22 protein-coding genes, 1 tRNA gene and 1 riboswitch are annotated in these 26,196 nt (G+C 66.5%); of the genes, 13 read left to right on the top strand and 10 right to left on the bottom strand.

All coding sequences use genetic code 11. From position 1 onward, the window contains the following. Positions 1 to 73: 73 nt before the first annotated feature. Positions 74 to 3,601, top strand: coding sequence for a bifunctional proline dehydrogenase/L-glutamate gamma-semialdehyde dehydrogenase (locus tag J7I79_RS02850; RefSeq protein WP_214949915.1), 3,528 nt, complete (start codon positions 74 to 76; stop codon positions 3,599 to 3,601). A 749-nt stretch (positions 3,602 to 4,350) separates the two neighbouring features. Here J7I79_RS02850 and J7I79_RS02845 read toward each other — a convergent pair. Next, positions 4,351 to 5,205 (bottom strand): LysR substrate-binding domain-containing protein, encoded by an 855-nt coding sequence (locus J7I79_RS02845; RefSeq protein WP_104174811.1) that lies wholly within the window; start codon positions 5,203 to 5,205, stop codon positions 4,351 to 4,353. A gap of 178 nt (positions 5,206 to 5,383) precedes the next feature. Here J7I79_RS02845 and J7I79_RS02840 point away from each other — a divergent pair, with 178 nt between their 5' ends. Further along, the gene (locus tag J7I79_RS02840; protein WP_214949913.1) at positions 5,384 to 6,913 is read left to right on the top strand and encodes an MFS transporter; all 1,530 of its coding nucleotides are present in this window, start codon (positions 5,384 to 5,386) and stop codon (positions 6,911 to 6,913) included. Here J7I79_RS02840 and J7I79_RS02835 read toward each other — a convergent pair. From J7I79_RS02835 to J7I79_RS02825, 3 genes are all read right to left on the bottom strand, one after another. Then, positions 6,846 to 8,006, bottom strand: coding sequence for a N(5)-(carboxyethyl)ornithine synthase (locus J7I79_RS02835; RefSeq protein WP_214949911.1), 1,161 nt, complete (start codon positions 8,004 to 8,006; stop codon positions 6,846 to 6,848). The genes J7I79_RS02840 and J7I79_RS02835 overlap by 68 nt on opposite strands. After that, complete coding sequence (locus J7I79_RS02830; protein WP_181038911.1) at positions 8,003 to 8,152, bottom strand: hypothetical protein; 150 nt, start codon at positions 8,150 to 8,152, stop codon at positions 8,003 to 8,005. Before J7I79_RS02830 ends, J7I79_RS02835 begins: the two co-directional genes overlap by 4 nt. Positions 8,153 to 8,308: 156 nt before the next feature. Further along, a tRNA-Gly gene (locus J7I79_RS02825) sits at positions 8,309 to 8,382 on the bottom strand. Positions 8,383 to 8,716: 334 nt separating this feature from the next. Here J7I79_RS02825 and J7I79_RS02820 point away from each other — a divergent pair. Next, positions 8,717 to 9,163: an SRPBCC family protein gene (locus tag J7I79_RS02820; protein WP_104174808.1), complete on the top strand. Its 447-nt coding sequence runs from the start codon at positions 8,717 to 8,719 to the stop codon at positions 9,161 to 9,163. A 46-nt stretch (positions 9,164 to 9,209) separates the two neighbouring features. Here the strand turns inward: J7I79_RS02820 and J7I79_RS02815 are convergent, their stop codons facing one another. Beyond that, positions 9,210 to 10,985, bottom strand: a complete 1,776-nt coding sequence (locus J7I79_RS02815; protein ID WP_311380504.1) for a CAP domain-containing protein — start codon at positions 10,983 to 10,985, stop codon at positions 9,210 to 9,212. Between the two features lie 155 nt (positions 10,986 to 11,140). Here J7I79_RS02815 and dcd point away from each other — a divergent pair, with 155 nt between their 5' ends. After that, on the top strand, positions 11,141 to 11,716 hold the full coding sequence (gene dcd, locus J7I79_RS02810) for a dCTP deaminase (RefSeq protein ID WP_104174807.1): 576 nt from the start codon (positions 11,141 to 11,143) through the stop codon (positions 11,714 to 11,716). Positions 11,717 to 11,858: 142 nt separating this feature from the next. Here the strand turns inward: dcd and J7I79_RS02805 are convergent, their stop codons facing one another. The 3 genes from J7I79_RS02805 to J7I79_RS02795 form a co-directional block, all read right to left on the bottom strand. After that, entirely contained in the window at positions 11,859 to 13,046 is a 1,188-nt protein-coding gene (locus tag J7I79_RS02805; protein WP_214949909.1) for a cation:proton antiporter, read from the bottom strand. Positions 13,047 to 13,051: 5 nt separating this feature from the next. Beyond that, positions 13,052 to 13,534, bottom strand: coding sequence for a cation:proton antiporter regulatory subunit (locus J7I79_RS02800; RefSeq protein WP_104174805.1), 483 nt, complete (start codon positions 13,532 to 13,534; stop codon positions 13,052 to 13,054). A gap of 65 nt (positions 13,535 to 13,599) precedes the next feature. Further along, positions 13,600 to 15,003, bottom strand: a complete 1,404-nt coding sequence (locus tag J7I79_RS02795; protein ID WP_214949907.1) for an MFS transporter — start codon at positions 15,001 to 15,003, stop codon at positions 13,600 to 13,602. 204 nt (positions 15,004 to 15,207) lie between these two features. Between J7I79_RS02795 and J7I79_RS02790 the strand changes: the two genes are divergently transcribed. Genes J7I79_RS02790 through mnhG form a run of 6 tightly spaced genes read left to right on the top strand, consistent with a single transcriptional unit; the run spans position 15,208 to position 21,750 of the window. Next, positions 15,208 to 18,261 carry a Na+/H+ antiporter subunit A gene (locus tag J7I79_RS02790; protein ID WP_214949905.1) on the top strand — a complete coding sequence of 1,018 codons (3,054 nt, stop codon included), beginning with the start codon at positions 15,208 to 15,210 and terminating at the stop codon, positions 18,259 to 18,261. Then, positions 18,258 to 18,905, top strand: coding sequence for a Na(+)/H(+) antiporter subunit C (locus tag J7I79_RS02785; RefSeq protein WP_214949903.1), 648 nt, complete (start codon positions 18,258 to 18,260; stop codon positions 18,903 to 18,905). The genes J7I79_RS02790 and J7I79_RS02785 overlap by 4 nt, the downstream gene beginning before the upstream one ends. After that, a complete protein-coding gene (locus J7I79_RS02780) occupies positions 18,902 to 20,536 on the top strand; it encodes a Na+/H+ antiporter subunit D (protein ID WP_214949901.1) in 1,635 nt (544 codons plus the stop codon). The genes J7I79_RS02785 and J7I79_RS02780 overlap by 4 nt, the downstream gene beginning before the upstream one ends. Beyond that, entirely contained in the window at positions 20,533 to 21,078 is a 546-nt protein-coding gene (locus J7I79_RS02775; RefSeq protein WP_214949899.1) for a Na+/H+ antiporter subunit E, read from the top strand. Before J7I79_RS02780 ends, J7I79_RS02775 begins: the two co-directional genes overlap by 4 nt. Next, complete coding sequence (locus J7I79_RS02770) at positions 21,075 to 21,353, top strand: monovalent cation/H+ antiporter complex subunit F (protein WP_214949892.1); 279 nt, start codon at positions 21,075 to 21,077, stop codon at positions 21,351 to 21,353. The genes J7I79_RS02775 and J7I79_RS02770 overlap by 4 nt, the downstream gene beginning before the upstream one ends. After that, complete coding sequence (gene mnhG, locus J7I79_RS02765) at positions 21,343 to 21,750, top strand: monovalent cation/H(+) antiporter subunit G (RefSeq protein WP_214949890.1); 408 nt, start codon at positions 21,343 to 21,345, stop codon at positions 21,748 to 21,750. Before J7I79_RS02770 ends, mnhG begins: the two co-directional genes overlap by 11 nt. A 63-nt stretch (positions 21,751 to 21,813) precedes the next feature. Here the strand turns inward: mnhG and J7I79_RS02760 are convergent, their stop codons facing one another. Continuing rightward, positions 21,814 to 22,077 (bottom strand): DUF4235 domain-containing protein, encoded by a 264-nt coding sequence (locus J7I79_RS02760; RefSeq protein WP_214949888.1) that lies wholly within the window; start codon positions 22,075 to 22,077, stop codon positions 21,814 to 21,816. A gap of 175 nt (positions 22,078 to 22,252) precedes the next feature. Further along, positions 22,253 to 22,396, top strand: a riboswitch (TPP riboswitch). Between the two features lie 72 nt (positions 22,397 to 22,468). On the opposite strand from J7I79_RS02760, the gene J7I79_RS02755 reads away from it, so the two are divergent. From J7I79_RS02755 to J7I79_RS02745, 3 genes are read left to right on the top strand one after another with little or no spacing between them, the layout of a single operon-like run. Next, entirely contained in the window at positions 22,469 to 23,101 is a 633-nt protein-coding gene (locus J7I79_RS02755; protein ID WP_104174796.1) for an ECF transporter S component, read from the top strand. Positions 23,102 to 23,117: 16 nt separating this feature from the next. Continuing rightward, positions 23,118 to 24,749, top strand: coding sequence for an ABC transporter ATP-binding protein (locus tag J7I79_RS02750; protein ID WP_214949886.1), 1,632 nt, complete (start codon positions 23,118 to 23,120; stop codon positions 24,747 to 24,749). Then, complete coding sequence (locus J7I79_RS02745; RefSeq protein ID WP_214949884.1) at positions 24,746 to 25,549, top strand: energy-coupling factor transporter transmembrane protein EcfT; 804 nt, start codon at positions 24,746 to 24,748, stop codon at positions 25,547 to 25,549. The genes J7I79_RS02750 and J7I79_RS02745 overlap by 4 nt, the downstream gene beginning before the upstream one ends. Here J7I79_RS02745 and J7I79_RS02740 read toward each other — a convergent pair. Next, complete coding sequence (locus J7I79_RS02740) at positions 25,476 to 25,940, bottom strand: hypothetical protein (protein WP_214949882.1); 465 nt, start codon at positions 25,938 to 25,940, stop codon at positions 25,476 to 25,478. The genes J7I79_RS02745 and J7I79_RS02740 overlap by 74 nt on opposite strands. Positions 25,941 to 26,196 lie beyond the last annotated feature (256 nt).

The raw sequence follows: 26,196 nt of genomic DNA, 5'->3' as shown, positions 1-26,196 counted from the left end.
TTTATCTTAAGTGACCGGAGGATCATACTGGTGGAAAGAACGACCTCACCAACGGAAAGAACGAGTGTTAGATATGACCAACATTTCAACGGAGCCCGGCGTCTTCACCGGGAAAGCGGCCACCGAACCGGCCGTTGCAGCCACTTCCCACGTGCCCGAAGCCCAGGCCCTGGCCGGGGAAGCAATCGGGCTGGTGCGCCACTGGTTGACGGAAGCCGCCAAGGTCCCCGTGGATGCCTCCGCTGAACAGCTCGCCGGCGTGCTGAGGGACCCCAACGGGCTCGACTTCACCGTTGGCTTCGTGGACGGCGTGGTCCGCCCGGAAGACCTCCACGTGGCCGCCCGCAACCTTGCTGCCCTCGCGCCCAAGGTCCCGTCGTTCCTCCCCTGGTACGTGCGCAGCGCCGTCCGCCTCGGCGGCACCATGGCTCCGGTCCTGCCGCAGGTGGTCATCCCGGTCGCCCGCCGCGTGCTCCGCGAAATGGTGGGCCACCTCATTGTCGACGCCACCGATGCCAAGCTGGGCCCGGCCATCGCGAAGATCCGCAAGGACGGCATCAAGCTCAACGTCAACCTCCTCGGCGAAGCCGTCCTCGGCGAACACGAGGCCTCCCGCCGGCTCGAAGGCACCCACACGCTGCTGGCCCGCCCGGACGTGGACTACGTCTCCATCAAAGTCTCCTCCACCGTCGCCCCGCACTCCGCCTGGGCCTTCGATGAGGCCGTGGAGCACGTCGTGGAGAAGCTCACCCCGCTCTTCGCCCGCGCGGCCTCTTTCGCCGGCGCCGGACAGAACGCCAAGTTCATCAACTTGGACATGGAGGAATACAAGGACCTGGACATGACCATCGCGGTCTTCACCCGGATCCTGGACAAGCCGGAGTTCAAGAACCTTGAGGCCGGCATCGTGCTCCAGGCCTACCTCCCGGACGCCCTGTCCGCCATGATCCGACTGCAGGACTGGGCCGCCGCCCGCCGCGCCGACGGCGGCGCCGCGATCAAGGTCCGCGTGGTCAAGGGCGCCAACCTGCCCATGGAACACGTCGAGGCTTCCCTGCATGACTGGCCGCTGGCCACCTGGGGCACCAAGCAGGACTCGGACACCAACTACAAGCGCGTCATCAACTACTCGCTGCACCCGGACCGGATCAAGAACGTCCGGATCGGCGTGGCCGGACACAACCTCTTCGACATCGCCTTCGCCTGGCTGCTCGCCAAGCAGCGCGGCGTCGAATCCGGCATCGAATTCGAGATGCTGCTGGGCATGGCGCAGGGACAGGCCGAAGCCGTCAAGAAGGATGTTGGCTCGCTCCTGCTGTACACCCCCGTCGTGCACCCCGCTGAGTTCGACGTCGCCATCGCCTACCTGATCCGCCGTCTCGAAGAGGGTGCCAGCCAGGACAACTTCATGTCCGCAGTGTTTGAGCTCAGCGAAAACGAAGCACTCTTCGAACGCGAAAAGCAGCGCTTCCTCGCCTCGCTGGCAGAGCTCGATGACGAGGTTCCGCCGGCCAACCGGCAGCAGAACCGCAGCCTCGCGGCCGAGCCGATGCCGCGCGACTCCTTCGAGAACACCCCGGACACCGACCCGTCCCTGCCGGCCAACCGCGACTGGGGCCGCGCGATCCTGGAACGCGTTTCGTTTTCCACGCTTGGCAACGACTCCGTGGAAGCCGCCACCATCGCGGACGCAGAGACGCTCAACACGGTGATCGCCACGGCTGTCGAAAAGGGCAAAGGCTGGGGCGCCCTCAGCGGCGCCGAGCGCGCCGCCGTCCTGCACCGTGCCGGCGACATCCTGGAGGCCCGCCGCGCCGACCTGCTTGAGGTCATGGCCAGCGAAACCGGCAAGACCATCGACCAGGGCGACCCGGAGGTCAGCGAAGCCGTTGACTTCGCCCACTACTACGCCGAGTCCGCGCGCAAGCTCGACGACGTCGACGGCGCCACCTTCGTGCCCGCGAAGCTCACCGTGGTGACCCCGCCGTGGAACTTCCCGGTGGCCATCCCCGCCGGTTCCACGCTCGCGGCACTGGCCGCCGGCTCCGCCGTCGTGATCAAGCCCGCCAAGCAGGCCCGCCGCAGCGGTGCCGTGATGATCGAAGCGCTCTGGGAAGCCGGCGTGCCGCGCGACGTGCTCACCATGGTCCAGCTGGGCGAGCGTGAGCTCGGCCAGCAGCTGATCTCGCACCCCGCCGTGGACCGCGTGATCCTGACCGGCGGCTACGAGACCGCCGAGCTGTTCCGCTCCTTCCGCAAGGACCTGCCGCTCCTGGCCGAAACCAGCGGCAAGAACGCCATTATCGTCACCCCCAGCGCGGACCTTGACCTCGCTGCCAAGGACGTCGCCTACTCCGCCTTCGGCCACGCCGGCCAGAAGTGCTCCGCCGCCTCGCTGGTGATCCTGGTGGGCTCCGTGGCCACCTCCAAGCGGTTCCACAACCAGCTCATTGACGCCGTCACCTCCCTCAAGGTGGGCTACCCGGAGGACCCTGCCAGTCAGATGGGTCCGATCATCGAACCCGCCAACGGCAAGCTCCTGAACGCCCTCACCACCCTGGGCCAAGGCGAAAGCTGGGCCGTTGAGCCGCGGCAGCTGGACGAGACCGGCCGGCTCTGGAGCCCGGGCGTCCGCTACGGAGTGCGCCGCGGATCCTACTTCCACCTCACCGAGTTCTTCGGTCCCGTGCTGGGCGTTATGACGGCGGCCACCCTGGAAGACGCCATCGCCATCCAGAACCAGGTGGAGTACGGCCTGACCGCCGGCCTGCACTCGCTGAGCACCGAGGAAGTGGGGCTCTGGCTGGAGACCATCCAGGCAGGCAACCTCTACGTCAACCGCGGCATCACCGGAGCCATCGTGCAGCGGCAGCCGTTCGGCGGCTGGAAGAAGTCCGCCGTCGGCGCCGGAACCAAGGCGGGCGGACCCAACTACCTCGCCGGTCTCGGTGGCTGGGAAAGCAAAGCCAGCACAGCCGCCGGCGCCTCGGCAGCCGTCACCAACCCGGGTGTTCGCCGCGTGGTTGGTGCCGCGAAGGGCTCACTGGACAGTTCCGCCTTCGAAGCCCTGCAGCGTGCACTGGCTTCCGACGCCCTCGCCTGGGCCGAAGAGTTCGGCACCGCCAAGGATGTCTCCGGCCTGAGCGCCGAGCGGAACATTTTCCGCTACCGCTCCCTGCCGGTGATCGTCCGGCTCTCCGCGGGCGAACCCGTAGCCGCCCTGGTGCGGACAGTAGCCGCCGGCGTCCTGGCCGGGTCGGCACTGACGGTATCCACCGCCGTCGAACTTCCTGCACCGTTGCAGGCGGCGCTCGGTGCGCTGGATATCCCCGTCTCCGTGGAGGACGACGCCGCGTGGCTGGCCTCCGCTGCGAGGCTCGCCGGGGCAGGCAAGCTGTCCGGCGGACGGATCCGGCTCCTGGGCGGCGACGCGACGGCGCTGGCCGAAGCCACCGGTGGGTGCCCGGACCTGGCCATCTACGGCCACCCGGTCACCGAGGCCGGCCGGGTGGAGCTGCTGCCGTTCCTGCACGAGCAGGCCGTCAGCATCACCGCGCACCGCTTCGGAACGCCCAACCACCTCTCGGACAGCCTGATCTAAGAGGCAGTTCGGCAGCCTCACCAAGACGGGTTCAGGCCAAAAGCAGTCGCCGCCGGTGGGCACCTTCGGGTGCCTGCCGGCGGCGATTCGTTTCTGTCTAGGTGTATGTCAGGTTAGCTGAACGTCAGCGGAGTTGCGGCTAGCCCAAATACCAGCCGGGCGGCACCCACGAGGCTGGGACCGAGTGTGCCGAAAAATCTTCGCAGCCGGTGCAGAAGTACGTTACTTCGCCCGGCTTCCGGAGGGTGCCGTCGTGCCGGTACTTTGCCGGGACGAAGGTCTCCAAGTAAATAAACTCATCCGTGCCGCAGCGCTCGCAGTAGGGGCTACCCACAAACTCGGTGTCCACCAGGGTTGCGGCGGCATGCGGTTCGCGCTGAGTGACTAGATCAGCGTGTGCGCTTGATTCATGATGTGCTGGCGTGTTGCGGTGCGTCCCTACCGCCAGCGGGCGTACCGTTTTTAGTGAGTGGACCGTATTTGAGACTGAAAGATGCGGGTGGTTCGTGGTTGGCGTCATCGCATGCCTATCCCGAACGTTGTCCGTCAGGCGCCCCCAAGGCAGCGGCGGCGGACACGGTTCGTCATCGAATCGTTGTCATTGGCTTCTGCATAACCTTTAACAGAATTCAAGCATAAATTACGCGCGTAATATCTTCAATCACTTACGCGCACTAATCATTTATGCCCGGGAAAGTACTTACTTGGTTAAGTGCTATTTATTCCATTACTCGGGCGGTACCCAACTGCTATGCGGAGCGCTTCAGTGTGCGCCCCACAATCGCTTGGGTGAGCGCCTCGATCACCTCGGCATTGGCCAGCGGATTGCGGATCAGGGTGAAGTCGACGTCGCCCACCGGCGGCAGGTCAAAGCGGCGGGTGATGATCTTGAGGTCCTCGGGGACCAGCGAGGACGGCATAACGGCCACGCCGATTCCCGCCCGGACCGCGGCCAGGACGCCGCTGATCTGCCGGGTGGTGCAGGTGATGCGCCACGTCCGGCCCCGGGATTCGAGGGCGTCGATGGCAAGCTTCCTGCTAAGGCTGGGCGAGGGGTAGGCGATCAGCGGAACCGGATCCCCTGGTTCAAGTGCCGTCTGTTCCAGGCCCACCCACGCGAACGCGTCGTGCTGTACCACCGTGCCGTCCTTGGCTCCGGCAACCCACTTCACGAACACCAGGTCCAGCTGGCCGGCATTCAGTTTCTTGTAGAGCTGGTCGCTCTGGCCCACAGTGAGTTCCAGGTTGATCTGCGGGTAGATCTGGCGGAACTCCCGGAGGATGCGGGGGAGGCCGGTGATCGCGAGGTCGTCCGCCGTGCCGAAACGCAACCGGCCGCGCATGGCGGACCCGGAGAAATAGCGGGAGGCGGCATCGTGGGCCGCGAGGATGGTCCGGGCGAAACCTGCCATGGCATCGCCGTTATCCGTCAGCCGCACGTCCCGCGTGTCACGAGCGATCAGCACCCGCTTCGCTGCGGCTTCCAGCTTGCGCACGTGCTGGCTGACGGTGGGCTGGGCCAACCCCAGCCGCTCCGCCGCCTTCGTGAAGCTCAGGGTCTCGGCAACGGCCAAAAAGGACCGGAGCTGGGCGGGTTCAAACATGGCACTCCTGGAGGGGTGGGCGGCGGACGCAGGTGTCGGAACCCCCGTGAGGGCGGCTCCGCGCCAGGCAGTATTGCGGTTCGCAATGTTAGTTATAGGAACAATACGCTTCCATAATCACTTTGGGCCACCATAGCGTGGAGGTATCCCGCTCACCCGCACCTTTTGAGGATTCCCTGTGGCACCCCCTCCGCCTTCCACGGCAACCGTCAGCCAGCCCGTCATCGATTCCGCCGCCTCCGCCGGTTCCCCGCCCTCGCAGACTTCGCCGCCGCAGGCTTCGCCGCGGCCCGCGGACGCCACCCAGCCGATCGCCGTCGTCACTGAACGGCTCCCGTGGCGCCACACCTTCATTTCCCTCCGGGTCCCCAACTTCCGCATTTTTGCCATCGGGCACTTCATCGCGGTGGTGGCGCTCTGGATGCAACGGATCGCGCAGGACTGGCTGGTGCTGCAGCTTTCCGGCTCGGTCACCGCCGTTGGCATCACCGTGGCGCTGCAGTTCATGCCGTCCCTGGTGCTGGGGCCGTGGGGCGGGATGATGGCGGACAGGTTCCCGAAACGGAAGATCCTCGTTCTCTGCCAGGCCGTCGCGGCGGTCCTCGCAGCCGCACTGGCCATCCTGGCGCTCAGCCAGCGCATCGAAGTGTGGCACGTCTACACCATCGCCTTGGTGCTGGGACTTGTCACTGTTCTGGACCAGCCGGCCCGGCAGGTGTTCGTCAACGAACTCGTCGGCCCCACGTACCTGCGCAACGCCATCAGCGTGAACTCCACAACGTTCCAGCTGGGCGGGCTCATCGGCCCTGCAATCGCCGGACTTCTGCTCACCGCCGTGGGTGCCGGCTGGGCCTTCGCCGCAAACGCCGTGGCCTGCTGCTCAACGGTGGCCATGCTGCTGCTCCTGCGCAAGGACCAGTTGTTCATCAGTGCGCCTGCTCCAAAGCGCAAGGGAATGCTCCGGGAGGGGCTGCGGTACGCACTCAGCAAGCCGACCATTTACTGGCCGTGGCTGATGGCCGGGTTCATCGCCGTATTCGCCATGAGCCTGCCGGTGCTGCTGGCCGCCTTCGCGGACCACGTGTACGACGTCGGCGCCGGAGGCTACGGCCTGCTGAACGCGCTGGTTGCGCTCGGTGCGCTGGCCGGGGCCATTGCCTCCACCCGCCGCCGGCACCTGCGGCTGCGGTCAGTGGTCCTGGGCGCGGGAATGTACGGCCTCATGCTCTGCCTGGCGGCACTGGCGCCGTCCATGGTGTGGTTCGGCGCGGCCATGGTGCTCTCCGGGTTCTGGTGCCTGATGTTCCTGACCGCCTCGAACCAGCTGGTCCAGATCAGCTCCAACATGGGGATCCGCGGACGCGTCATGAGCCTGTACATCATGGTGCTGATCGGCGGCCAGGCCATCGGCGGTCCCATGATCGGCTGGATTGCCGAGCACCTGGACCCGCACACTGCCATCCTGGTCTCCGGCGGGGTGCCGGTCCTGGCAGCGGTGACTGTCGCCGTCGTACTGGCCCGGCGCGGTGAGCTGACCCTCAAAGTTGACCTTAAGGACCGGCGCCACCTGCTCCGGATTGTCAGGCGAACGGCGAAGCGGCCGGTGCGCCGGCCTTCAGGACCGGCGCACCAGCCGGCAGCTACGCGCCCAGAGGGGCGTGCGGGTACTCCGCCTGCCGCTGCTGGAACTGCAGCACGTCCTTGTTGAGGATCTCTCCGCCGCGGATTTCGATGGCACGGGCGATCGTCTCGTTTCCGGCCCATGCCTCGGGACCGGAAATGACGGTTTCCAGGAAGGGGAGCAGCGCTTCGCTGATCTCCCAGCTGGAGGAGTTCCACAGGTAGGACGGACTGTGGTCCACGGCGTAGTAATCGATGTGGTCGCCCACGGTAAGCATGGGTTCGGCGAACGTGGTGGTTTTCGCCCAGCTGAAGCCCATGCCCTCATCGCAGGACACGTCCACGATCAGGCTGCCGGGACGGAACGCGCCAAGGTCCTCTTCACGCAGGTACGTGAGGGGGGCATTGGGGTCCTGCAGCGTGCAGTTGACCACGATGTCGCTGGCAGCGAGGAACGGTGCCAGCGGCACCCTGCCGCGTTCGGTGATGACCTGGCTGAGGAACGGCGCCTTGTCGTCATGGTCGAACTGGGCGATCCGCACCGAGTGGATGGGCGAGCCGACGGCGGCCACACCCCGGTTGGTCAGCACCTGGACATCGTGGATGCCGTGGGCATTCAGCGCGGTGACGGCACCGCGGGCGGTGGCGCCGAAACCAATGACGACGGCGGAAAGCCGCCGGCCGTAATCGCCGGTGGACCCGGTCAGGGCAAGGGCGTGCAGGACGGAACAGTAGCCGGCCAGCTCGTTGTTCTTGTGGAAAACATGCAGGCCGAAGCCGCCGTCGCCGGCCCAGTGGTTCATGGCCTCGAAGGCGATCAGCGTGAGCTTCTTGTTGATGGCCAGCTGCGTGATGGCGCGGTCCTGGACACAGTGCGGCCAGCCCCAGAGGACCTGCCCGTCGCGGAGTTCGGCGAGGTCTTCGGGCTGCGGTTTGGGCAGCAGGACGACGTCGGCGTCGGCAATGATCTGGTGGCGGGTGGCAATCCGTCCCACAAGGGAGGCCAGGTGGCTGTCCGAGACACCGAACCGTTCACCGTAGCCCTCTTCAAGGATGATCTGCCGCCTGAGCTCCGGTGCTATGCGGTCCAGATGAAGGGGGTGGAGCGGGAGTCGCCGTTCGTCAGGCTTTCGCGTGCTGGCGAGGACTCCGAGGGTGAGGTGGTTCACGGAGCCGGTCACTTCTTTTTGGGGCTCGCTGACTTGGCGGCGGTCACCTTGTCGAGGGAGCTGGCGGGCGCTTCCGAGGCCCGCTTGTCGGCGCGTTTTTCCTTGATGGATTTGCCGGATTTTTTGGATGCTGCTTGACGCGGGGACTTGTCAGCCATGATTGCTCCTGTAGCGGAACCGAAGGGGTTCCTGACTTCTGACGATACAGGTAGGCGCCTAATGCCCCGGGGCCAGGCCACGGCGCGCAGGAAGCGACTGCGGCGGCCGGGGCTGGGAGGCGCCCGCAACGGGCGCTGCGAAGTCCGCGGGAAAATTGGAGCGGCTGACGGGAATCGAACCCGCGTATCAAGCTTGGGAAGCTAGCGCTCTACCATTGAGCTACAGCCGCAGGGGGACCGGCCACAATGTGGTTGATAGTCCCGGTTGCGTCAACCGGATTTACTTTACCCCAGGCGCGCGCCGTCCCCGAACATGGACACCGGAAACGTTGGCGCCTTCAGCTCGCACGCGCCACTGTGAACACATCCAGCTTGCGTTGGCGGGACCGGCAGGCCAACGGTTCGGCCAAAGGCGGCCCCGGGGAACCGCATTCCATAACTGTTCGGTTAAGGCACGGCGCAGGCGGCTCCGAAGGGATCACTCCTGAATATCCTGAATGGGTTAGCTGCAGTATCAGGGGAACGGGCTACGTCAGAAAGCTGTCCGACAATTAAGGGATCCCCGTGGCATTTGCAGAGTACGAGGTCGTCGTTGAACGCGATGCCATGACCGTGTACCAGTTCCTGCAGGACGGGCTGAATCTTCCCTCGTGGCGTGAAGGAATCCGTAGCATTGAACTGCGGTCCGGCGCCGTGGGCGCCAACGGCGCCGTTTACCAGCAGACCTTAACAGGCCCGGCGGGGCGCCCCATTGCCGCGGACTTCCAGATTACCCAGCTCAGGCCGGGTGCCGAGATCCAGTTCCAGGTGGTTGCCGGTCCCGCGCGCCCGCACGGCGGCTATTACTTGAGCACCGAGGGAACAAACACCCGGGTCCGGTTCGCGCTGGAATTCCGGCCCAAGGGGTTGGCCGGACTCATGGATTTTATGATCCAGCGGACCATGAAGGCGGAAGTCGCCCAACTTGAACGCCTCAAGTCAGTCCTGGAAGCGCGGCCGACGGAGCAATAGCCACCGGTACCAGCGGTCTGGCGGTTACTGCGCCAGCGTCGCCCCGTTACTGCGCCAGGCGTTGCCCCGCCCACGCGCCCGCGATGGACGACGGTGCGGACAGCGCGCCGGTGCTGAGGTCCCAGTACTGCACCACCACGTCGCCGGCCCGCCGAAGGGCCAGCCCTGTCGAGTTCAGGCCCGTGACATCCTGCAGCGGACGGATCGCCGTGACGTCCGTCCATCCGCTGGCCACCACGGTCCGGGCTTCAGCGCGTGGAGCCGGTGCGCCTGAGCCGCGGTAAAGGCGGACGTTACCGTCCGTCTGCCGCGCCAGCACATCCTGGAAACCGTCGCCGTCGTAATCCACCATGGCCAGCCGGTTGGCTGACACGCCCGACGCCAGCAGCGTCCGGGCCACCAGGTCGCCGTTTCCCCGGTTGGGGTACAGCCAGAGGTTCCCGGACCCGTCCAGTGCCACCAGCTGGGGGAGCCGGTTGTTGGCGCACCAGCCTCCCAGGGCCAGGGTCATTCCGGCCCATCCGGACTGGCCGAGCGTCACGGCGGGGAGGAAGCCGCCGGCAACCGCTCCCGCATGCAACGTGACCCGCCCGTCGGCCCATTGGACCAGGAGGTCAAAAACGCCGTCCCGTTCCCAGTCCGTGACGAAAACTTCCTTGGCAGTGCCAAACCCGCTCCCGATGACCTGCTGTGCACCGAATTGGCGGTTCCCCAGCGAGGGGCGGTTAAGGAGCTGGCCAGACGAGTTAACAGACACAAGGTCGCCTGGACCCTTGATGGCCGCCGCGGCCAGGTCCGCCGTCGGGGGCATGTGCCGCACCAGCGGATCGCAGACGGTGACGGGCTGCGCCGGCGGTTCAGTGCTGCCGCCCGGGCTGGTGATGGTTCCGGCGGGGAGTGTGCTGTACCCGAAGAAGTTCACCACACCCCACATGGTGTAGCGGTTGGGAGTGGTCTGCCAGTTTCCGTCCGTAAAAGTGATGCCGACGCCGACCACATTGAACCGCGGGTCCTTCAGGATGGCGTTGTGGGCAGGTGAGCCCTTCCACCACTCCACCAGCTGCGCGGCGTCGCGGTCCCAGCGGACAGCGATGACTTCCCCTGCGCCGTTGGTGGGGTTGAGGGCGCGGGAGTCGGTCCAGAAGTTCGAGCGGTGCTCGATCACTTCGCGGGAGGCGATGCTGTCGGACCACTCCTGCGCCATCCCGGCCACCGTGGCGTGGTACTTCACGGCGGGAAGGCCGAACGAAGCCCGGTAGCTGTTGATGGCGTTGAAGACGGTTTTGATCTGCGACGACGCGTCATCCCTGACCAGCGCTTCGGTGGTGAGGGATTCTGCCTGGAGCGCCTCGGTGGCGGCGGCGGGCGCCGGCGGGGGTTGCGACGGAGTTTGGGCCAGGGCCGCCAGGTCCGCCTCCGTGGCGGACAGCGGCGGAATGGACGCGGGTTCGGGCGGAGTGTCCTGGGCTGGCGGCGAAGCCTGCCCGGCACCGGACGCCGGCATGGGTGCCGTGGAGATGGTGCCGGCGGGGGCGACAGCGGACGCTGCTCCCGACGTATCTGCGAGTCCGGCAGGGTCGCCCGCCCGGATGTCCGGGTCCACGGCGGGGGCGAGGCCCGGTGCCGCAGCGGCGGCTTCCGTGCCGCCGTCGTACGTGGCCGACGGCGGGCCGAGGGCGACGCTCTGCGTCTGGTGCCCCGCGGCTGAAGACCCGGCGGATTCCGGGCTTGAGGAAAATCCCCCCAGCTGGCCGGCAGCAGGCGGGATGAGAGCCAGCGCGCAAATCATGGCCGCCGTTGCCCGTGCCGAAATTTTCCTCAAGTCAACCCCAGATCCGTCGGCGCCGTCTCCTTTGCCGGCAGAGGCGCCGTCACAGCCGCAACATCATCCTCATCCTGTAGCGGAGATGTCATTCCTTAACAGCAGCAACAGTAACCCCGGACCGCGGGGTCGGCAATGGTGCGGTATTTTTGAGTGTGCTGATCTCTGACCGCGATATTCGTGCCGAAATTGATTCCCAACGGATTGTCCTGGATCCGTATGACCCTGTGATGGTCCAGCCGTCGTCCGTGGACGTGCGGATCGACAGGTTTTTCCGGCTGTTCGACAACCACAAATACGCGCACATCGACCCCGCCGAGGACCAGCCTGAGCTGACCCGACTGGTCGAAGTGGACTCCGGGGAGCCGTTCATCCTCCACCCGGGCGAGTTCGTGCTCGGTTCCACCTACGAGACCGTCACCTTGCCGGATGACATCGCCGCACGCCTGGAGGGGAAGTCCTCACTCGGCCGGCTGGGGCTGTTGACGCACTCCACCGCGGGGTTCATCGATCCAGGGTTCTCCGGCCACGTCACCCTCGAGCTGTCCAACATGGCCACCCTGCCCATTAAGCTGTGGCCTGGCATGAAGATTGGCCAGCTGTGCTTCTTCAGGCTGACCTCGGCCGCCGAGTTCCCATACGGTTCCGGTGAGTACGGCAACCGCTACCAGGGCCAGCGCGGCCCCACCGCCAGCCGCAGCCACCTGAACTTCCACCGCACCGAGATCTGAGAGAGCGTGAGTGTTTGGGCGGCAGGATCTGAGAGAGCGTGAGTGTTAGGGCGGCAGGATCTGAGAGAGCGTCGGTGTTTGGGCGGCAGGATCTGAGAGAGCGTCGGTGTTTGGGCGGCAGGATCTGAGAGAGCGTCGCTGTTCAGGCGGCCGGGGCGGGCTGTGGTTTCGCCGGGCGCCGCAACATCTTGACGATCGGTTCGACGTAGCGCGCCGCCAGCGGTCCCATGATGGCCATGATGAGCACGTAGGCCGTTGCCAGCGCCGCCAAGTTGTGCGGCACCACTCCGGAGGCCACCGCTAGGCCGGCGATGACGATGGAGAATTCGCCGCGGGCTATGAGCGCGGCGCCGGCACGGAAGCGGCCGGGCAGGGCAATTCCTGCGCGTTTTGCCGCCCAGATTCCCGTGATCATTTTGGTGGCGGCCGTGACGACGGCAAGGATCAGTGCCCAGCCAAGGACCGGTGGGATGGTCGTGGGGTCGGTGTTGAGGCCGAAGACCACGAAGAAGATTGCTGCGAACAAGTCCCGCAGGGGCTCAAGGATGCGGGTTGCGCTGTGCGCGGTGGCACCGGAAATGGCGATGCCGAGCATGAACGCCCCTACTGCGGCCGAGACCTGCATGGCAGCGGCGAGGCCAGCCACCAGCAGAGCCGCGCCCAGGAGGTTCAACAGGAAGACCTCGGAGTTTTCGCTGTGCACTGCCTTGGACACATGGTGTCCGTGCCGGAGGGCAACCACCAGCACCACGGTAACCACCGCCAGTGAGATTCCGACTGTCTGAAGGCCCACCAGGAAGCTGACGCCGGCCAGGGTGGCAGTCAGGACGGGCAGGTAGATGGCCATCGCCAGATCCTCGAAGACCAGGATGGAAAGCACCACCGGAGTTTCGCGGTTACCGATGCGGCCAAGGTCAGTAATCACCTTCGCCGCAATGCCGGAGGAGGAGATGTACGTGACGCCGCCCATCACCATCGCTCCCACCACACCCCAGCCCAGCAGCACGGCCAGCCCTGCCCCCGGCACAAAGTTCAGCACGAAGTCCAGCACGCCGGCCTGCCATGACCTGCGCAGCCCGGTGACCAGCTCGGTCGCCGTATATTCCAATCCGAGCATAAGCAGCAGGAGGATCACTCCGATCTCGCTGGAGAGATGTGCGAACTCGTGCATTCCCTCCAGCTTGACCAGGCCGCCGGCCCCGAAAAACAGCCCGCCCACCAAGTACAAGGGAATGGGGGACATCCCGATCCGCCCGGCCAGCCTGGCCAGCAGGCCAAGGCAGAAGACGACGGCCCCCAGTTCGATGAGGGTTAGCGCGAGCGGATCCATGCCGCTCAGCCGTTGCGCAGGATATCGGCCGCCGTGTCGAGGCCTTCTTGCGTTCCCACCGCCACGAGCAGGTCGCCGGGGTGAAGGACGATGTCCGGCCCCGGGGAGGGCACAACCTCGCCTTCGCGCATGATGGCAACGATGGAGACACCGCTGCGCGTGCGGATGCAGGCCTTGCCCATGGGCTGGTTGTTGAATGGCGAGTCGGCGCCGATGGAGAACTGGCGCGTGACGATTCCGGGGATTTCCCGGTGTTCCTCGGACAGCTGCATCGCCAGGCGTTGGCCACCCAGGAGGTTGCCCAGGGTGGCGGCTTCGTCAGCTGTCAGGGGGATGGACGCCTGGCATGTATCGGGATCGTCCCAGGTGGAAACGATCAGTTCGGTTTGACCCTCGCGGTATTCCACGACGCCAATCCGGCGCCCCGAGGCGGTCATGAAATCCTTGCGCCTGCCGAGGCCAGGGAGGTCTGTCTCATCCACGTTCATGGCACCAGCCTAGTCCGCGCGGAGGCAGTTGAGGCTCCGAAACCGCCGAATTCCCGGCCGCCCGCTCAGGCGTCAGGAACCACGGCGATCTGCACCTTGCCGGGCGGTTTGACGGGCAGCAGCACCAGCAGTCCGGCCAGCAGCACCACCATGATGCCGAGGATGCCCCAACGCTGCGCTTCCCCCGGTTCCACGAGCGGGGAGGCCACTGCGATGCAGAGCGTGAAGAGCGTTGGTGCCAGGAAGCTGACGGCCCGGCCCGTGGTGGCGTACAGGCCAAAGAGCTCCCCGGATTCGCCGTGCGGGGCCAGCCGGGCAAGGTAGGCGCGGGAGGACGACTGGGCCGGGCCGACGAAGAGGCATAGGAACAGCCCGAACACCCAGAACGTGGTGGCACCCGCCCACACCTGGCCAAGGAAGACATAGCTGCCGTTGCCCAGGACCAGGATGACCGTGCCAGCGACCAGCAGGCCGACGAGGGAACCGATGATGACGGTCTTGGGCCCGATCCGGTCGTCCAGGAAGCCACCGATCATGGCTCCCACAGCCGCCACGACGTTGCCGAAGATGGCGAAGAAAATGACTTCCTTCAGTTCGAACCCGAATGTGCCCGCCGCGAGGATGCCGCCAAACGTAAAGACGGCGGCCAGTCCGTCGCGGAAGATGGCGCTGGCGAGGAGGAAAAAGATGGTGTGCGGGCTGGTCCGGTAGATCGCCTTGATGCGGCGGACCAGCAACCCGTAGGAGGCCAGGAAACCCAGCTTGGCGGCCTGCTTCGGCTTGGGCAGTTCGGGCACGGCGAACAGGACCGGCAGGGCGAAGATGAAGAACCAGAGGGCGGAGAACACCGCCACGAGCCGGATGTTGAGGCTGTCCTGGGTGGAGGCGCCGAACCACGCGAAGCTGGGCTGGACGAACAGCTGCAGGACTATCAGCAGCGCGACGATGCCGCCGAGGTAGCCCATGCCCCAGCCGAAGCCGCTGACCTTGCCGATGTTCTTAGGGGTGGAGATCTGCGCCAGCATGGCGTTGTAGTTCACCCCGGCGAACTCGAAGAAGACGTTGCCGAGGGCGATGAGCGTGACGCCGAGCAGCAGGAACTCCGGCCGTGGAAAGACGAAAAAGCACAATCCGGTCAGCACCGCGACGGCGGCCGTGTTGATGCCAAGCCACAGCTTGCGGCGCCCGCCGGTGTCCGAACGCTGGCCCGTCACCGGCGCAAGGAGGGCGATGGCGGCGCCGGCGATGGCGAGGGCTCCGCCGAGCACCGCAGACGCCTGGTCCTCGCCGCCGAAAGCGTTGGACGTCAGGTAGACGGTGAAGACAAACGTGGTCATCACGGCGTTGAAGGCCGCTGAGCCCCAGTCCCAGGCGGCCCAGGCGAGGACCCTTCCCTTGCTGGTGGCCAGCGTTCCGGACTCCAGTTCGGACGGGGGCTGCGTAGCCGCGGAGGCGGTGGCGGGGTTCATAGGCTGATGCTATCCGCCCTAAGTGCAACGACGAGTTAACGGAAGGTGGAAACTCCCCGGAGTCACGGGGAATCCGCCCGGCACCGCCCCCGCGCGTGTCAAAAGTGTTTGCGTCCGCTTGATAAACTGTGGGCACCGAACCTGACGAATAACCGCCTGCTCCAACTTTTGACAATCGAATTCCTGACGTTGCGGAGATAACCAGTGATCACAGTCCTTGCCGTGCATTTCGCGGTGGCCGCTGTGGCGCCGTTCCTGTTCCGGAAATTCCGCAGGAACTCGTTCTACGCGCTGGCCGCGGTCCCCGCAGGCTCATTCGTCTGGCTGCTTCTGCAGCGTGACGCCGTGTACGAGGGCGCGGCTGGCCAAGCCTCCGCGGCGCCACTCTCCCCGGGCGGCGCAGTAACCGAGAACCTTCCCTGGATCCCCGAACTCAAGATCGAACTCGCGTTCCGGATGGACGCCCTGGCTTGGATCATGTCCTTGCTGGTGCTCGGGGTGGGCGCGCTGGTGCTGGTCTACTGCGCGCGCTACTTCAAGAACAAGGACAGCAACCTGGGCGGCTTCGGCGCCCAGCTCCTGGCCTTTGCCGGCGCGATGTTCGGCCTGGTCACGGCCGACGACCTGCTCCTGATGTTCATTTTCTGGGAACTAACAACCGTCCTGTCGTACCTGCTGATCGGCTACGCCCGCACCAGGCTTTCCGCGAGGCGGTCTGCCCTGCAGGCCCTGATGGTCACCACGGCGGGCGGCCTGGCCATGCTGGTGGGCCTCATTATTTTGGGTTTCAGTGCCGGAACCTATCGGATTTCAGCCATCCTCGAGCAGGCCCCGGAGCTGGCCGGTGGGCCGGCAGCGGGAGCCGTGGCCGCCGCCGTCGTACTGATCCTCATCGGTGCCGTGACGAAGTCGGCACTGATCCCGTTCCATTTCTGGCTCCCGGGCGCCATGGCGGCGCCCACGCCCGTGAGCGCGTACCTTCATGCCGCGGCGATGGTGAAGGCCGGCGTCTACCTCGTGGCACGCCTGGCGCCGGGTTTCGCGGAAACGGCCTACTGGCTGCCCATGGTGCTGGTCCTGGGCCTGGCCACCATGCTGGTGGGCGGGTACCGGGCGCTCCGGCAGACGGATATCAAGCTCATCCTCGCCTATGGCACAGTCAGCCAGCTGGGCTTCCTCACCATGGTGGTGGGGCTCGGTAAACCGGATGCTGCGTTGGCGGGGCTGGCCCTGCTCCTGGCCCACGGGCTCTTCAAAGCCACCCTGTTCCTGGTGGTGGGCATCATCGACCACCAGTCCGGAACCCGTGACCTGCGCAAGTTGTCGGGGGTCTACAAGTCATCCCGGGCGCTGGCTGTCGTCGCGGCCATCGGCGCCGCCTCGATGGCCGGAATCCCGCCGCTGGCAGGCTTTGTGGCCAAGGAATCAGTGTTCGAGGCCTTCGTGCACTACGGCACTTCCCCTGGCGCCGCAGGCCAGCCCAACCCCTGGGGACTGGTGGTGCTCGCAGGGCTGGTGCTGGGATCCATCCTCACCTTCGCCTACAGCGCACGCTTTATGTGGGGTGCCTTCGCGGCAAAGCCGGGCATCGAGCCCACACCGTTCAAAGCCATCAAGCCGTCCTTCCTGGCAGCCCCGGCCCTGCTGAGCCTGCTCACCGTCGTCTACGGCCTGTGGCCGGCGCCGGTGGACGAATGGATCCAGCCGTACGCCGCGGAATTCGTGCACGACGGCGGCGATCCGGCAAGCGCGGCAGGGCACCTTGCGCTCTGGCACGGATTTACCCCCGCGCTCGGCCTGACGGCCATCACCTTCGTGCTGGGTGTGGCCATGTTCTACGGACGCAACCTCGTTGCGCGGGGTCAGAGCCTGGTGCCGGCCTGGGTGGACGGGGACCGCGCCTACCAGGTGACCATCGGCGCCCTGGACGACGTGGCGGTCTGGGTCACGGGACGCACGCAGCGTGGTTCGCTGTTCTTCTACCTTGCCGTGATTCTCACAGTGGCGTTCGTGCTTCCCCTCACCGCCCTGATCATTGCAGGGAAGCCCCTGCCGGTCGGCCTGTACTTCATTGATCCCAATTCCCCGCTGCAGCTCGTGGCGGGGGCCGGCATCGTGATCGGGGCGCTGGCTGCCGTGCGGGCGAACAAGCGGTTCCTCGCGGTGCTGATGGTGTCCGTGACCGGCTACGGCATCGCCCTCATGTTCGCACTGCAGGGCGCACCGGACCTGGCCCTGACCCAGATGCTGGTGGAAACCATCATCCTGGTGGCGTTCGTCCTGGCCATGCGCAGCCTGCCTGCCGAGCTCCGGGACCGTACCGGCGGCAAGTACCGCGTGATCCGCGTGATCATCGGGGTGGCTTTCGGCGTCACCATGATCTTCGTGGCCATCTACGCCATGGGCGCCCGGATCGCGACGCCCGTCTCCCTGGAGTTCCCGCGGCTCGCCTACGAAGGCGGCGGGGGACTCAACGTCGTGAACGTCACCCTCGTGGACATCCGGGCGTGGGACACCTTCGGTGAGATCTCCGTGCTCGCGCTTGCCGCCACCGGGGTGGCCAGCCTCATCTTCGTGAAGGGGCGCGGCGACGGCATCCGGTCCTCCTCTTCAGTGGCCGAAGGCACGGTGGGCCGGCGGTCCGTCGCCGGCCAGAGCTCCCGGGACAGCGCCGCGCTGGCACTGACCCGCAAGTTTGCGGCCTCCAGCAGGGACGCCTGGCTCGTCGCAGGACGCACCTTGGCTCCCGAACGGCGCTCCATCATCTTCGAAGTGGTCACCCGGCTGGTGTTCCACTCGATGGTCGTTTTCTCCATTTACCTCCTCCTCGCCGGCCATAACCTTCCCGGCGGCGGCTTCGCCGGCGGCCTGATGGCCGGGCTGGCCCTCACCATCCGGTACCTGGCCGGCGGCCGTTTCGAACTGCGCGAGGCCACACCGGTGGGCGCGGGAACGCTTCTGGGAATCGGCCTTGCGACCGCCGCGGCATCCGGGGTGGTTCCGCTGCTCCTGGGCGGCCAGGTGTTCCAGAGCGCCATCATCGAGTTGTGGCTGCCGGTCTTCGGCGACATCAAGTTCGTCACGTCCACCATTTTCGATATCGGCGTCTACATTGTGGTGGTGGGGCTGGTGCTGGACGTGCTGCGCAGCCTGGGCGCCGAGATTGATGAGCACTTCGAAGAAAATCCGGCCGGCGAGACCGAGGGCCAGGAAGCCGACGGAGTTCCCGCGGAGACCACCGGGAGGGGGAGGGCATGAGCGTCAACCTGACACTGCTGACGGTCATGGGGGCGCTCTACGCATGCGGCATCTACCTCCTCATGGAACGCAGCCTCACCCGTGTGCTGCTGGGCCTGATGCTGCTGGCGAACGCCACCAACCTGTTGATCCTGGCCACCGGCGGCTATGCCGGCCTGGCGCCCATGTTCAGCAAGGACACAGACCCGCACGACTACAGCGATCCGCTCCCGCAGGCGCTGATCCTGACCTCGATCGTGATCTCCTTCGCAGTGACGGCGTTTATGCTCGGCATGATCTACCGCACCTGGGTGTTGGCCCGCCGCGATGAGATCCAGGACGACGTGGAGGACATCCGCGTTGCGGAAACCCCCAGCTTCGATGCCGAGGACGATTCCGAGATCCCCGTCGAGACGTCCGAGTTTCCGCTGACCATGATCGGTTCGGACGGCCGGGGAATTTCCGATTCGGGCGTTTCCGGGGACAGCGCGTCCGGCGACAACGCTTCCGGCGGCAGCCCGGAGAGCGACCCGGCGGACGGCCCCGAAGCCGGTGCTGCCACCGTGAAAGCCGGCGACCGCAGGATCCGGGCCAAGGACGCTGCCGCGGAAGAACAGCCCGGTTCCCAAAACGTGGCCCCCGGCCCGGAAGGAGGTGTGAAGTGAACATCGCAAGCTTTGCCCCGCTCGCCGTCGTACTTCCCATCCTTGGTGCCGCCCTGACGTTCGTGCTGATCCGGCACTCGCGGGCCCAGCGGGCCGTCAGCATCACGCTGCTGTCCCTGACCCTCCTGCTGGAGTGCGTGCTGCTGGCTTCCGTGTGGAACGGCGGAACAGCGGCCGTCAACATCGGCGGCTGGCTGCCGCCGTGGGGCATCGTGATGGTGGTGGACCAGTTCTCGTCCCTGATGCTGGTGGTCTCCTCCACGGTCAGCCTCGCGGTGCTGGTGTACGCCACCGGCCAGGGCATGGCCGACGGCGACCAGGACGCCCCGCTGTCGATCTTCCACCCCACCTACCTGATCCTGGTGGCCGGGGTGTCCAACGCGTTCCTGTCGGGGGACCTTTTCAACCTCTATGTGGGGTTCGAGATCCTGCTGACGGCCAGCTACGTGCTGATGACCCTCGGCGGAACCGGCCCCCGCATCCGCGCCGGCGTTACCTATGTGGTGGTCTCCGTGGTGTCGTCCGTCCTGTTCCTGATCGCCATCGCCATGATCTACGGGGCCACCGGAACCATCAACATGGCGGACCTGGCCATCAAGCTCGCGGACCTGGATCCGGGCACGCGGATGCTGCTGCACGTGATGCTGCTCGTGGCATTCGGCATCAAGGCGGCCGTCTTCCCGCTGTCCTTCTGGCTGCCTGACTCGTACCCGACGGCGCCGGCCCCCGTCACGGCGGTGTTCGCCGGCCTGCTGACCAAGGTGGGCGTTTATGCGATGGTGCGCACCGAGACGCTCCTCTTCCCGGGGGACTCGCTGAATACCCCGCTGATGGTGGCGGCGCTGCTGACCATGGTGGTGGGAATCCTGGGTGCGTTGGCGCAGAGCGACATCAAGCGTCTGCTGTCCTTCACCCTGGTGAGCCACATCGGCTACATGGTGTTCGGGCTGGCCATGTCCTCCGTAGCGGGCCTTGGTGCGGCGGTGTTCTATGTGGCCCACCACATCACCATCCAGACCAGCCTGTTCCTGGTTACGGGTTTGATCGAACGCCGCGGCGGAAGCTCGTCGATCGACCGGGTTGCCGGGCTGGCCAAGCTGTCCCCGGTCCTTGCCCTGCTGTTCTTCATTCCCGCCATGAACCTGGCCGGGATCCCGCCGTTCTCGGGCTTCCTGGGGAAGGTCGGGCTAATGCAGGCAGGCGTGCAGCTCGGCACCCCGCTGGCCTATGCCCTGGTGATCGGCGGCGTCCTGACCAGCCTGCTGACGCTCCTGGCCGTTGCCCGTGTATGGAACCGTGCGTTCTGGCGCAAGCCCGAGGACGCTGAGAACCCGGATCCCGTGCTGCTGGCCTCCCCTGAAGACGCCGATTCGGGCGACCGCGCGGGCAGGCGCAACGTCACCCTGCTGCCGCGGACCATGGTGGGATCAACCCTGGGGTTGGTGATCTTCGGCGTGGCGCTTACCGTCTTCGCCGGGCCGCTGTTCCGGGTGGCGGACCAGTCCGCCCTCGAGATGCTGGACCGGTCCGCCTACATTCAGGCGGTGCTGGGCGAGAACGCGCCGGTGCCCCCGATTGCCCAGCCTGAACCTGCCCGGCCTGAACCTGCCCGGCAGGAGGCGCAGAAATGAGCCGACGGCGGATCTCCATCCGGCAGGAGCTGCCGCTCCTGGTCTGGCTCGTGTTTGTCTGGGCGGCGCTCTGGCAGGACTTCAGCCCCGGCAACCTCCTGTTCGGGGCGCTCATCGCCGTGGTGGTGGCCAGGCTGTTCTACCTGCCCCCGGTGGAACTGGGCGGCCGCTTCAGCGTTGTGCGTGCCGTCCCGTTCGCGATCGTGTTCCTGGGCAAGGTGGTGGCCGCCAGCTTCCAGGTGCTCTACCTGGCCGTGGCCCGCGGTCCAAAGGTGAGCAACGCCGTCGTGGCCGTCCAGCTCCGCAGTCATTCGGACCTCATGGTTACCGCCACCGGCCACGTCATCTCGCTGATTCCCGGCTCGCTGGTGGTGGAGGTGGACCGCTCCACGTCCACGCTGTACATCCATGGACTGAACGTCCGCAACGGGGAGGACGTGATGAGCCTGCGCAAGGAAGTCCGGGACACCGAGGCCGGGCTGATCAGGATCATGGGCACCAAAGAGGAACTTGCCGAGCTGAAACACGAGGTGGCCTCATGATGGAGATCGTGCTGACCGTGACGGCTGCGATCCTGTCCCTCGCGGCGGCGGGGGCAATTGTCCGCATCGCCATCGGCCCGTCCCTGCTGGACCGGGTCCTTGCCTCCGACGTGCTGCTGGCCATCATTGGAGCCACGCTCTGCATAGACATGGCCGTCAACCGGCATCTGAACAACCTGATGCTGCTCGTGGCGCTGTCCATCATCGGGTTCATCGGGTCCGTGACCGTGGCCCGCTTCGTGGCGGACCGGCGGGAGCAGCCCCATGAATCCTGAGGTATCCGGCGTGGACACAGTCATTGACACGATCTCTGCCGTCTTCATGGTGGTGGGCGCCCTGATGTCCCTCGGCGCGGCCGTTGGCCTGCTGCGCTTCCCCGACCTGATGAGCAGGATGCACGCCGCCACCAAGCCCCAGGTGCTGGGCCTCTTCCTGCTGCTGGCTGCGATGGGCCTGCAGCTGCGGACCTGGTGGGTGTGGCCCGTGTTGTTCGTGGCGTGGATCTTCCAGGTGCTCACCGTGCCGGTGTCCGCGCACATGGTGGGCAGGGCCGGCTACCGCACCAAGCACCTGCACAGGGAACTCCTCACCACGGACGAGCTGGAAGCCGTGGTGCAGAAAGCCGCCGACAAACGTGATGCGGACGACGACGAAGGAAGCGGCCCGGCCTAAGCCTGGGGCCCGGACTCACCCGCGGGCGGGCCCGGACGCCGGCATCCGTGGAAGCGCTGACTGCTAGACGATGTCCTGGCTCTTGGCGAAGCGGGTGATGGCACGCTGGGTGCCGCGGTTGGCCAAAACCTGGATGATCGCGCTGACGGCTGCCGAAATCAGGGCAAAGGTCAGGGCGCTGCGCAGGGTGGTGGGAACGTCATCCTTGTCGCCCTTGGGCGGCTTCCTGCCGGTGACCTTTTCCCAGACAACGTCAACTGCCTTGGTGCCGGCGAATCCGGCCAGCAGGCTCGCTCCGGTTCCAAGCAGCTTGATGAAAAGACTCATTCCAGGTACTCCTAAGACGACGGAAACAGGGGCTTCCCCTAGCCTAGCCCCATCGGTGCGCGGAGCACGGTCAGCCTCCTCCCCGGAACAAGGCGGCGGGCCGCCCCAATGTGACAACTTCCCCCGGGAGTTCGCGGGCCCCCGGGTGTAAACTGACAACGCCCACAAGGGCGATTTGATACGACAGGGGAGCGTCGCCGTCGGGCATCACTGGAGCAGTCCAGGGGAACCGGAGGCGGGCGCTGAGAGTGCGGACAGCCGCAGACCCTCGAACCTGATCCGGTTAGTACCGGCGCAAGGGAGTCGAGTTCTCAGAGTGTCCGGCAGCAGGCGGCGGAAGCCGCGGTCCGGCCGGGAAACACTCTCCCCTCCTGTACCTCAGGAGGAAGACATGACTGATATTTCTGCAAAGCAGACGTTGCACCACGGCAAGAAGAGCTGGCGCGTGGTGGACATTGTTGTTGCCGCGTTGATCGCCGTGGCCGGCGGCGTTATTTTCTGGGCATGGTCCCAGGGTGCCGCCGCTGTTTCGCCGCCCATGAACGCCGTCTACCCGCCGCTGACGGGCCTCATCGCCGGCGGCTGGATGATTCCCGCCGTCCTGGGCATGCTGATCATCCGCAAGCCGGGCGCTGCCATCTTCTGCGAAACCGTGGCTGCCACCGGGGAGCTCATCATGGGCTCGCAGTACGGCGCGTCCGTGCTGTTCTCCGGCTTCGTGCAGGGCCTCGGCGCGGAAATCATTTTCGCCGTGTTCGTCTACAAGAAGTTCAACCTGCCCGTTTCGCTGCTGGCCGGCGCCGCGGCAGGCTTCTTCTGCGGACTGAACGATGCGTTCGCGCCGTGGGGCTGGAACATTGCATACGCCGCCGGTGACAAACTGGCCTACATCATCTTCACCGCCATCTCAGGCGCCATCATCGCCGGGGCGCTGTCCTGGATCGCCACGCGCGGCCTGGCCAGGACCGGCGTGCTGAGCTCCTTCGCCTCCCGCAAGGCAGCCACGGAGCCCGTCTTCTCCTGATGACGGCACACTGCTCATGACGTTTTCCGACAGCGTCCGCCCCGCGGCGGTCACGGCACGGGGCTGGGGCTGGCGGCACGCCGGCCGGTCCCAGCCGGCAGTCCATGGCCTCGACCTGGAAATTCAGCCGGGCGAACGCGTACTGCTCCTCGGCCCCTCCGGCGCGGGCAAGTCCACGCTGCTGCATGCCCTTGCCGGAGTGCTCGGTGACAGCGACGCCGGCGCCCACCACGGGGGCACCCCGGACGCCGAGGACTCCGACGAGACCGGCACCCTGCTGATCGACGGCGCCCCGCCGCGCGCCCAGCGGGGGCGTGCCGGGCTGATGCAGCAGGACCCCGAGACTCAGGTGGTCCTCTCCCGTTTGGGGGACGACGTCGCCTTCGGCGCCGAAAACCTGTCCGTACCGCGCGGGGACATCTGGAAGCGTGTGGGGGAGGCGCTCGACGACGTCGGGCTGGCCCACCTGCCGCTGGACCACCCGACGTCGGCCCTGTCCGGCGGACAGAAGCAGCGCCTGGCGCTCGCCGGTATCCTCGCCATGCGCCCGGGACTGTTGCTCCTGGACGAACCCACGGCCAACCTTGACCCCGACGGTGTGCTGGAGGTCCGCGACGCCGTGGGCCGGTGCCTGGACAAAACGGGGGCAACGCTGGTGGTGGTGGAGCACCGCGTGGGCGTGTGGAAGGACCTCGTGGACCGGATTGTGGTGCTGCAGCCGGGATCGGCCACGGAATCCGCAGTGCTCCTGGACGGGTCCCCGGACCAGGTCCTGGCGCAGGCCCGGGACATGCTCGTGGCCGCCGGCGTCTGGGTGCCCGGGTACGTGCCTGCAACCCGGACGCGGTCCGGTGCCTCAGGAATGCCGGGTGCCACTGGCGGGCGCGGTGCCGGAGTGCCCGCTGACGGGGACCTGCTGCTGGCTGCGGAAAGCCTGGCGGTCTCCCGCGAGCGTCCCCGCCGCCGGCGTTTCCAAACCGTTCCACCGGTCCCGGTGCAGTCCGGGATCACGGCGCAGGTCCGGGCCGGCCAGGCGCTGACCATCACCGGCCCCAACGGTTCCGGGAAATCCACGTTCGCCCTGACCCTCGCCGGGCTGCTCCAGCCGGTGAAGGGCGCGGTATCCGCAACGGTCGACCTCAGTGACGGCGCCGGAATCGACCCGTACAAATGGAAGGCGGAACAGCTGATCGCGCGGATCGGAACCGTGTTCCAGGAGCCGGAGCACCAGTTCGTCACCGGCCGGGTGCTGGACGAGCTGATGTTCGGCCCCCGGCACCTCGGCCACGGAGAGGAACGCGTGGACGAACTGCTGGAGCGCCTCCGGCTGACCAAACTCGTGGACGCGAACCCCTACACACTCTCAGGCGGCGAGAAGCGCAGGCTGTCCGTCGCCACCGTCCTGGCCGCCCATCCCCGGGTGCTGATCCTCGATGAGCCCACGTTCGGTCAGGACGCCAATACCTGGGCGGAACTGGCGTCCTTCCTCTCCGAACTCCTCGACGCCGGCACGGCCGTGGTGTCCGTGACCCACGACCAGGAGTTCAGCGACGTCCTGGGCGGCACCGAGCTGAAACTTGGCGCGCCCCAGCTCAACCTTGCTGCGCAGGAACCCGGCCCGCGCAATCCCGGGGTGGCCGCGCCATGAGGGAAGCCTTGACCCTGCACGCCAACCATGCCCTGCTCACCCGGGCCAATCCACTGGCCAAGTTCGGCGTCGTGATGCTCATGACCGTGGTGCTGGCGCTGTCCATCGACTGGGTGTCCGCCTCCGTGGCGCTGGCCTTCGAACTGCTGCTCTTCCCGCTGGCCGGCCTGACCGTGGCGCTGCTGTGGCAGCGCGGGTGGCCGTTGATCGTGGCGGCTGCGCTGGGCGGCTGGAGCACCTCGATCCTGGCGCCGGACACCGGACGGATCCTGCTCGACGTCGGCATCTGGTCCATCAGCGCAGGCTCGCTGGAGCTGGGGCTGGGGTTCCTGCTGCGGGGACTGGCGATCGCCCTTCCTGCGGTGCTGCTGATGAGCTGCACGGACCCCACCGACTTGGCGGATGCCCTCGCCCAGAAGGCGAAGCTGCCGCACCGCTTCGTCCTGGGCACGCTGGCAGCCATGCGGCTGGTCGGGCTGATGGCAGAGGAATGGCAGACCATCGGCATGGCCCGGCGCGCCCGGGGCGTGGGCTCGCACGGGACTCCCGCGCAGCGCCTCCGGGCGACCCTTGGGCAGAGCTTCGGCCTCCTGGTGCAGGCCATCCGCCGGGCTTCACGGCTCGCGGTCACCATGGAAGCGCGCGGTTTTGGCGGCGCGCAGCGGACCTGGGCGCGCGAATCGACGTACAGTTCGTTGGATATCTGGGTAGTCCTCGGCGGGCTGCTCATTGCTGCCGCGGCCGTGGCCGCGGCTGTCGGTGCGGGAACCTGGAACATGGTGTTCCTCGAGCAGCAGTAGACCGCCCGGGCCCCGCCACGGAGTGGTCCCGCGCCAGCATTATTCGCGCCAGTTGAGGAATCCCCTTGTGGCCTTCCAGCGGCGTAAGCACGACGTCACGCCCGTACTTCTTCTTTGCATCCTCCCCGAAGAAGGCGTCCGGAATAATACGAGCGGCCTTGGCGACCTTGCCGTCCTTGAGGAAGATGAACAGCACCGGGGAAGCCGTGTAGCGGTTCTCCCTCGTGACTGCCTCGCCGAACGCTGCCTCGATGTCTTTGGCGCGTGTCCCCTCGGTGACGAAGCCTGCCTCGTCCCAGGCGAAGTCGGTGGCATCGGCCAACCTCAGCTCGGTGCCCGTGGTGGCCGCTTCCAGCACCCGGCTGTTCAGATTGTCGTTTCCTTCAGGCATGGTGGTTCGTCCAGGGGAGCAGGTGCCAAGGGCGCACGTCAGGACAAGGGAGAGCAGAACCAGGAAAACGGTTCGGGGTTTGGATCGCTGCGCAGACCAGGTCATCACGACGTCGTCCGGGATTCGTCGTTGAAGTCCGGGCGGGCAATGGGGACAAGTATCCGGAGCCCGGATCCAGCGGAATCGTTGTCCGCGCGATCCCACACATATCGCACAAAGTGGATATTTTATGAGTTCAAGTGCATTTTCCGGCGTT

Origin of the sequence: Arthrobacter sp. ISL-69 (assembly GCF_018613775.1) — a bacterium.
Taxonomy (GTDB): Bacteria; Actinomycetota; Actinomycetes; order Actinomycetales; family Micrococcaceae; genus Arthrobacter.
This window is presented reverse-complemented; position numbering and strand designations above follow the sequence as displayed.

What these genes read in the sequence shown, in the direction of transcription:
- J7I79_RS02800 (WP_104174805.1), bottom strand. Translation starts at nt 13,534, where the DNA reads ATGAACGTGGATGAGACAGACCTCCCTGGCCTCGGCAGGCGCAAGGAT.
- J7I79_RS02795 (WP_214949907.1), bottom strand. Translation starts at nt 15,003, where the DNA reads ATGAACCCCGCCACCGCCTCCGCGGCTACGCAGCCCCCGTCCGAACTG.
- J7I79_RS02775 (WP_214949899.1), top strand. Translation starts at nt 20,533, where the DNA reads ATGAGCCGACGGCGGATCTCCATCCGGCAGGAGCTGCCGCTCCTGGTC.
- J7I79_RS02755 (WP_104174796.1), top strand. Translation starts at nt 22,469, where the DNA reads ATGACTGATATTTCTGCAAAGCAGACGTTGCACCACGGCAAGAAGAGC.
- J7I79_RS02760 (WP_214949888.1), bottom strand. Translation starts at nt 22,077, where the DNA reads ATGAGTCTTTTCATCAAGCTGCTTGGAACCGGAGCGAGCCTGCTGGCC.
- J7I79_RS02805 (WP_214949909.1), bottom strand. Translation starts at nt 13,046, where the DNA reads ATGGATCCGCTCGCGCTAACCCTCATCGAACTGGGGGCCGTCGTCTTC.
- J7I79_RS02750 (WP_214949886.1), top strand. Translation starts at nt 23,118, where the DNA reads ATGACGTTTTCCGACAGCGTCCGCCCCGCGGCGGTCACGGCACGGGGC.
- J7I79_RS02850 (WP_214949915.1), top strand. Translation starts at nt 74, where the DNA reads ATGACCAACATTTCAACGGAGCCCGGCGTCTTCACCGGGAAAGCGGCC.
- J7I79_RS02745 (WP_214949884.1), top strand. Translation starts at nt 24,746, where the DNA reads ATGAGGGAAGCCTTGACCCTGCACGCCAACCATGCCCTGCTCACCCGG.
- J7I79_RS02845 (WP_104174811.1), bottom strand. Translation starts at nt 5,205, where the DNA reads ATGTTTGAACCCGCCCAGCTCCGGTCCTTTTTGGCCGTTGCCGAGACC.
- J7I79_RS02740 (WP_214949882.1), bottom strand. Translation starts at nt 25,940, where the DNA reads ATGCCTGAAGGAAACGACAATCTGAACAGCCGGGTGCTGGAAGCGGCC.
- mnhG (WP_214949890.1), top strand. Translation starts at nt 21,343, where the DNA reads ATGAATCCTGAGGTATCCGGCGTGGACACAGTCATTGACACGATCTCT.
- J7I79_RS02830 (WP_181038911.1), bottom strand. Translation starts at nt 8,152, where the DNA reads ATGGCTGACAAGTCCCCGCGTCAAGCAGCATCCAAAAAATCCGGCAAA.
- J7I79_RS02770 (WP_214949892.1), top strand. Translation starts at nt 21,075, where the DNA reads ATGATGGAGATCGTGCTGACCGTGACGGCTGCGATCCTGTCCCTCGCG.
- J7I79_RS02785 (WP_214949903.1), top strand. Translation starts at nt 18,258, where the DNA reads ATGAGCGTCAACCTGACACTGCTGACGGTCATGGGGGCGCTCTACGCA.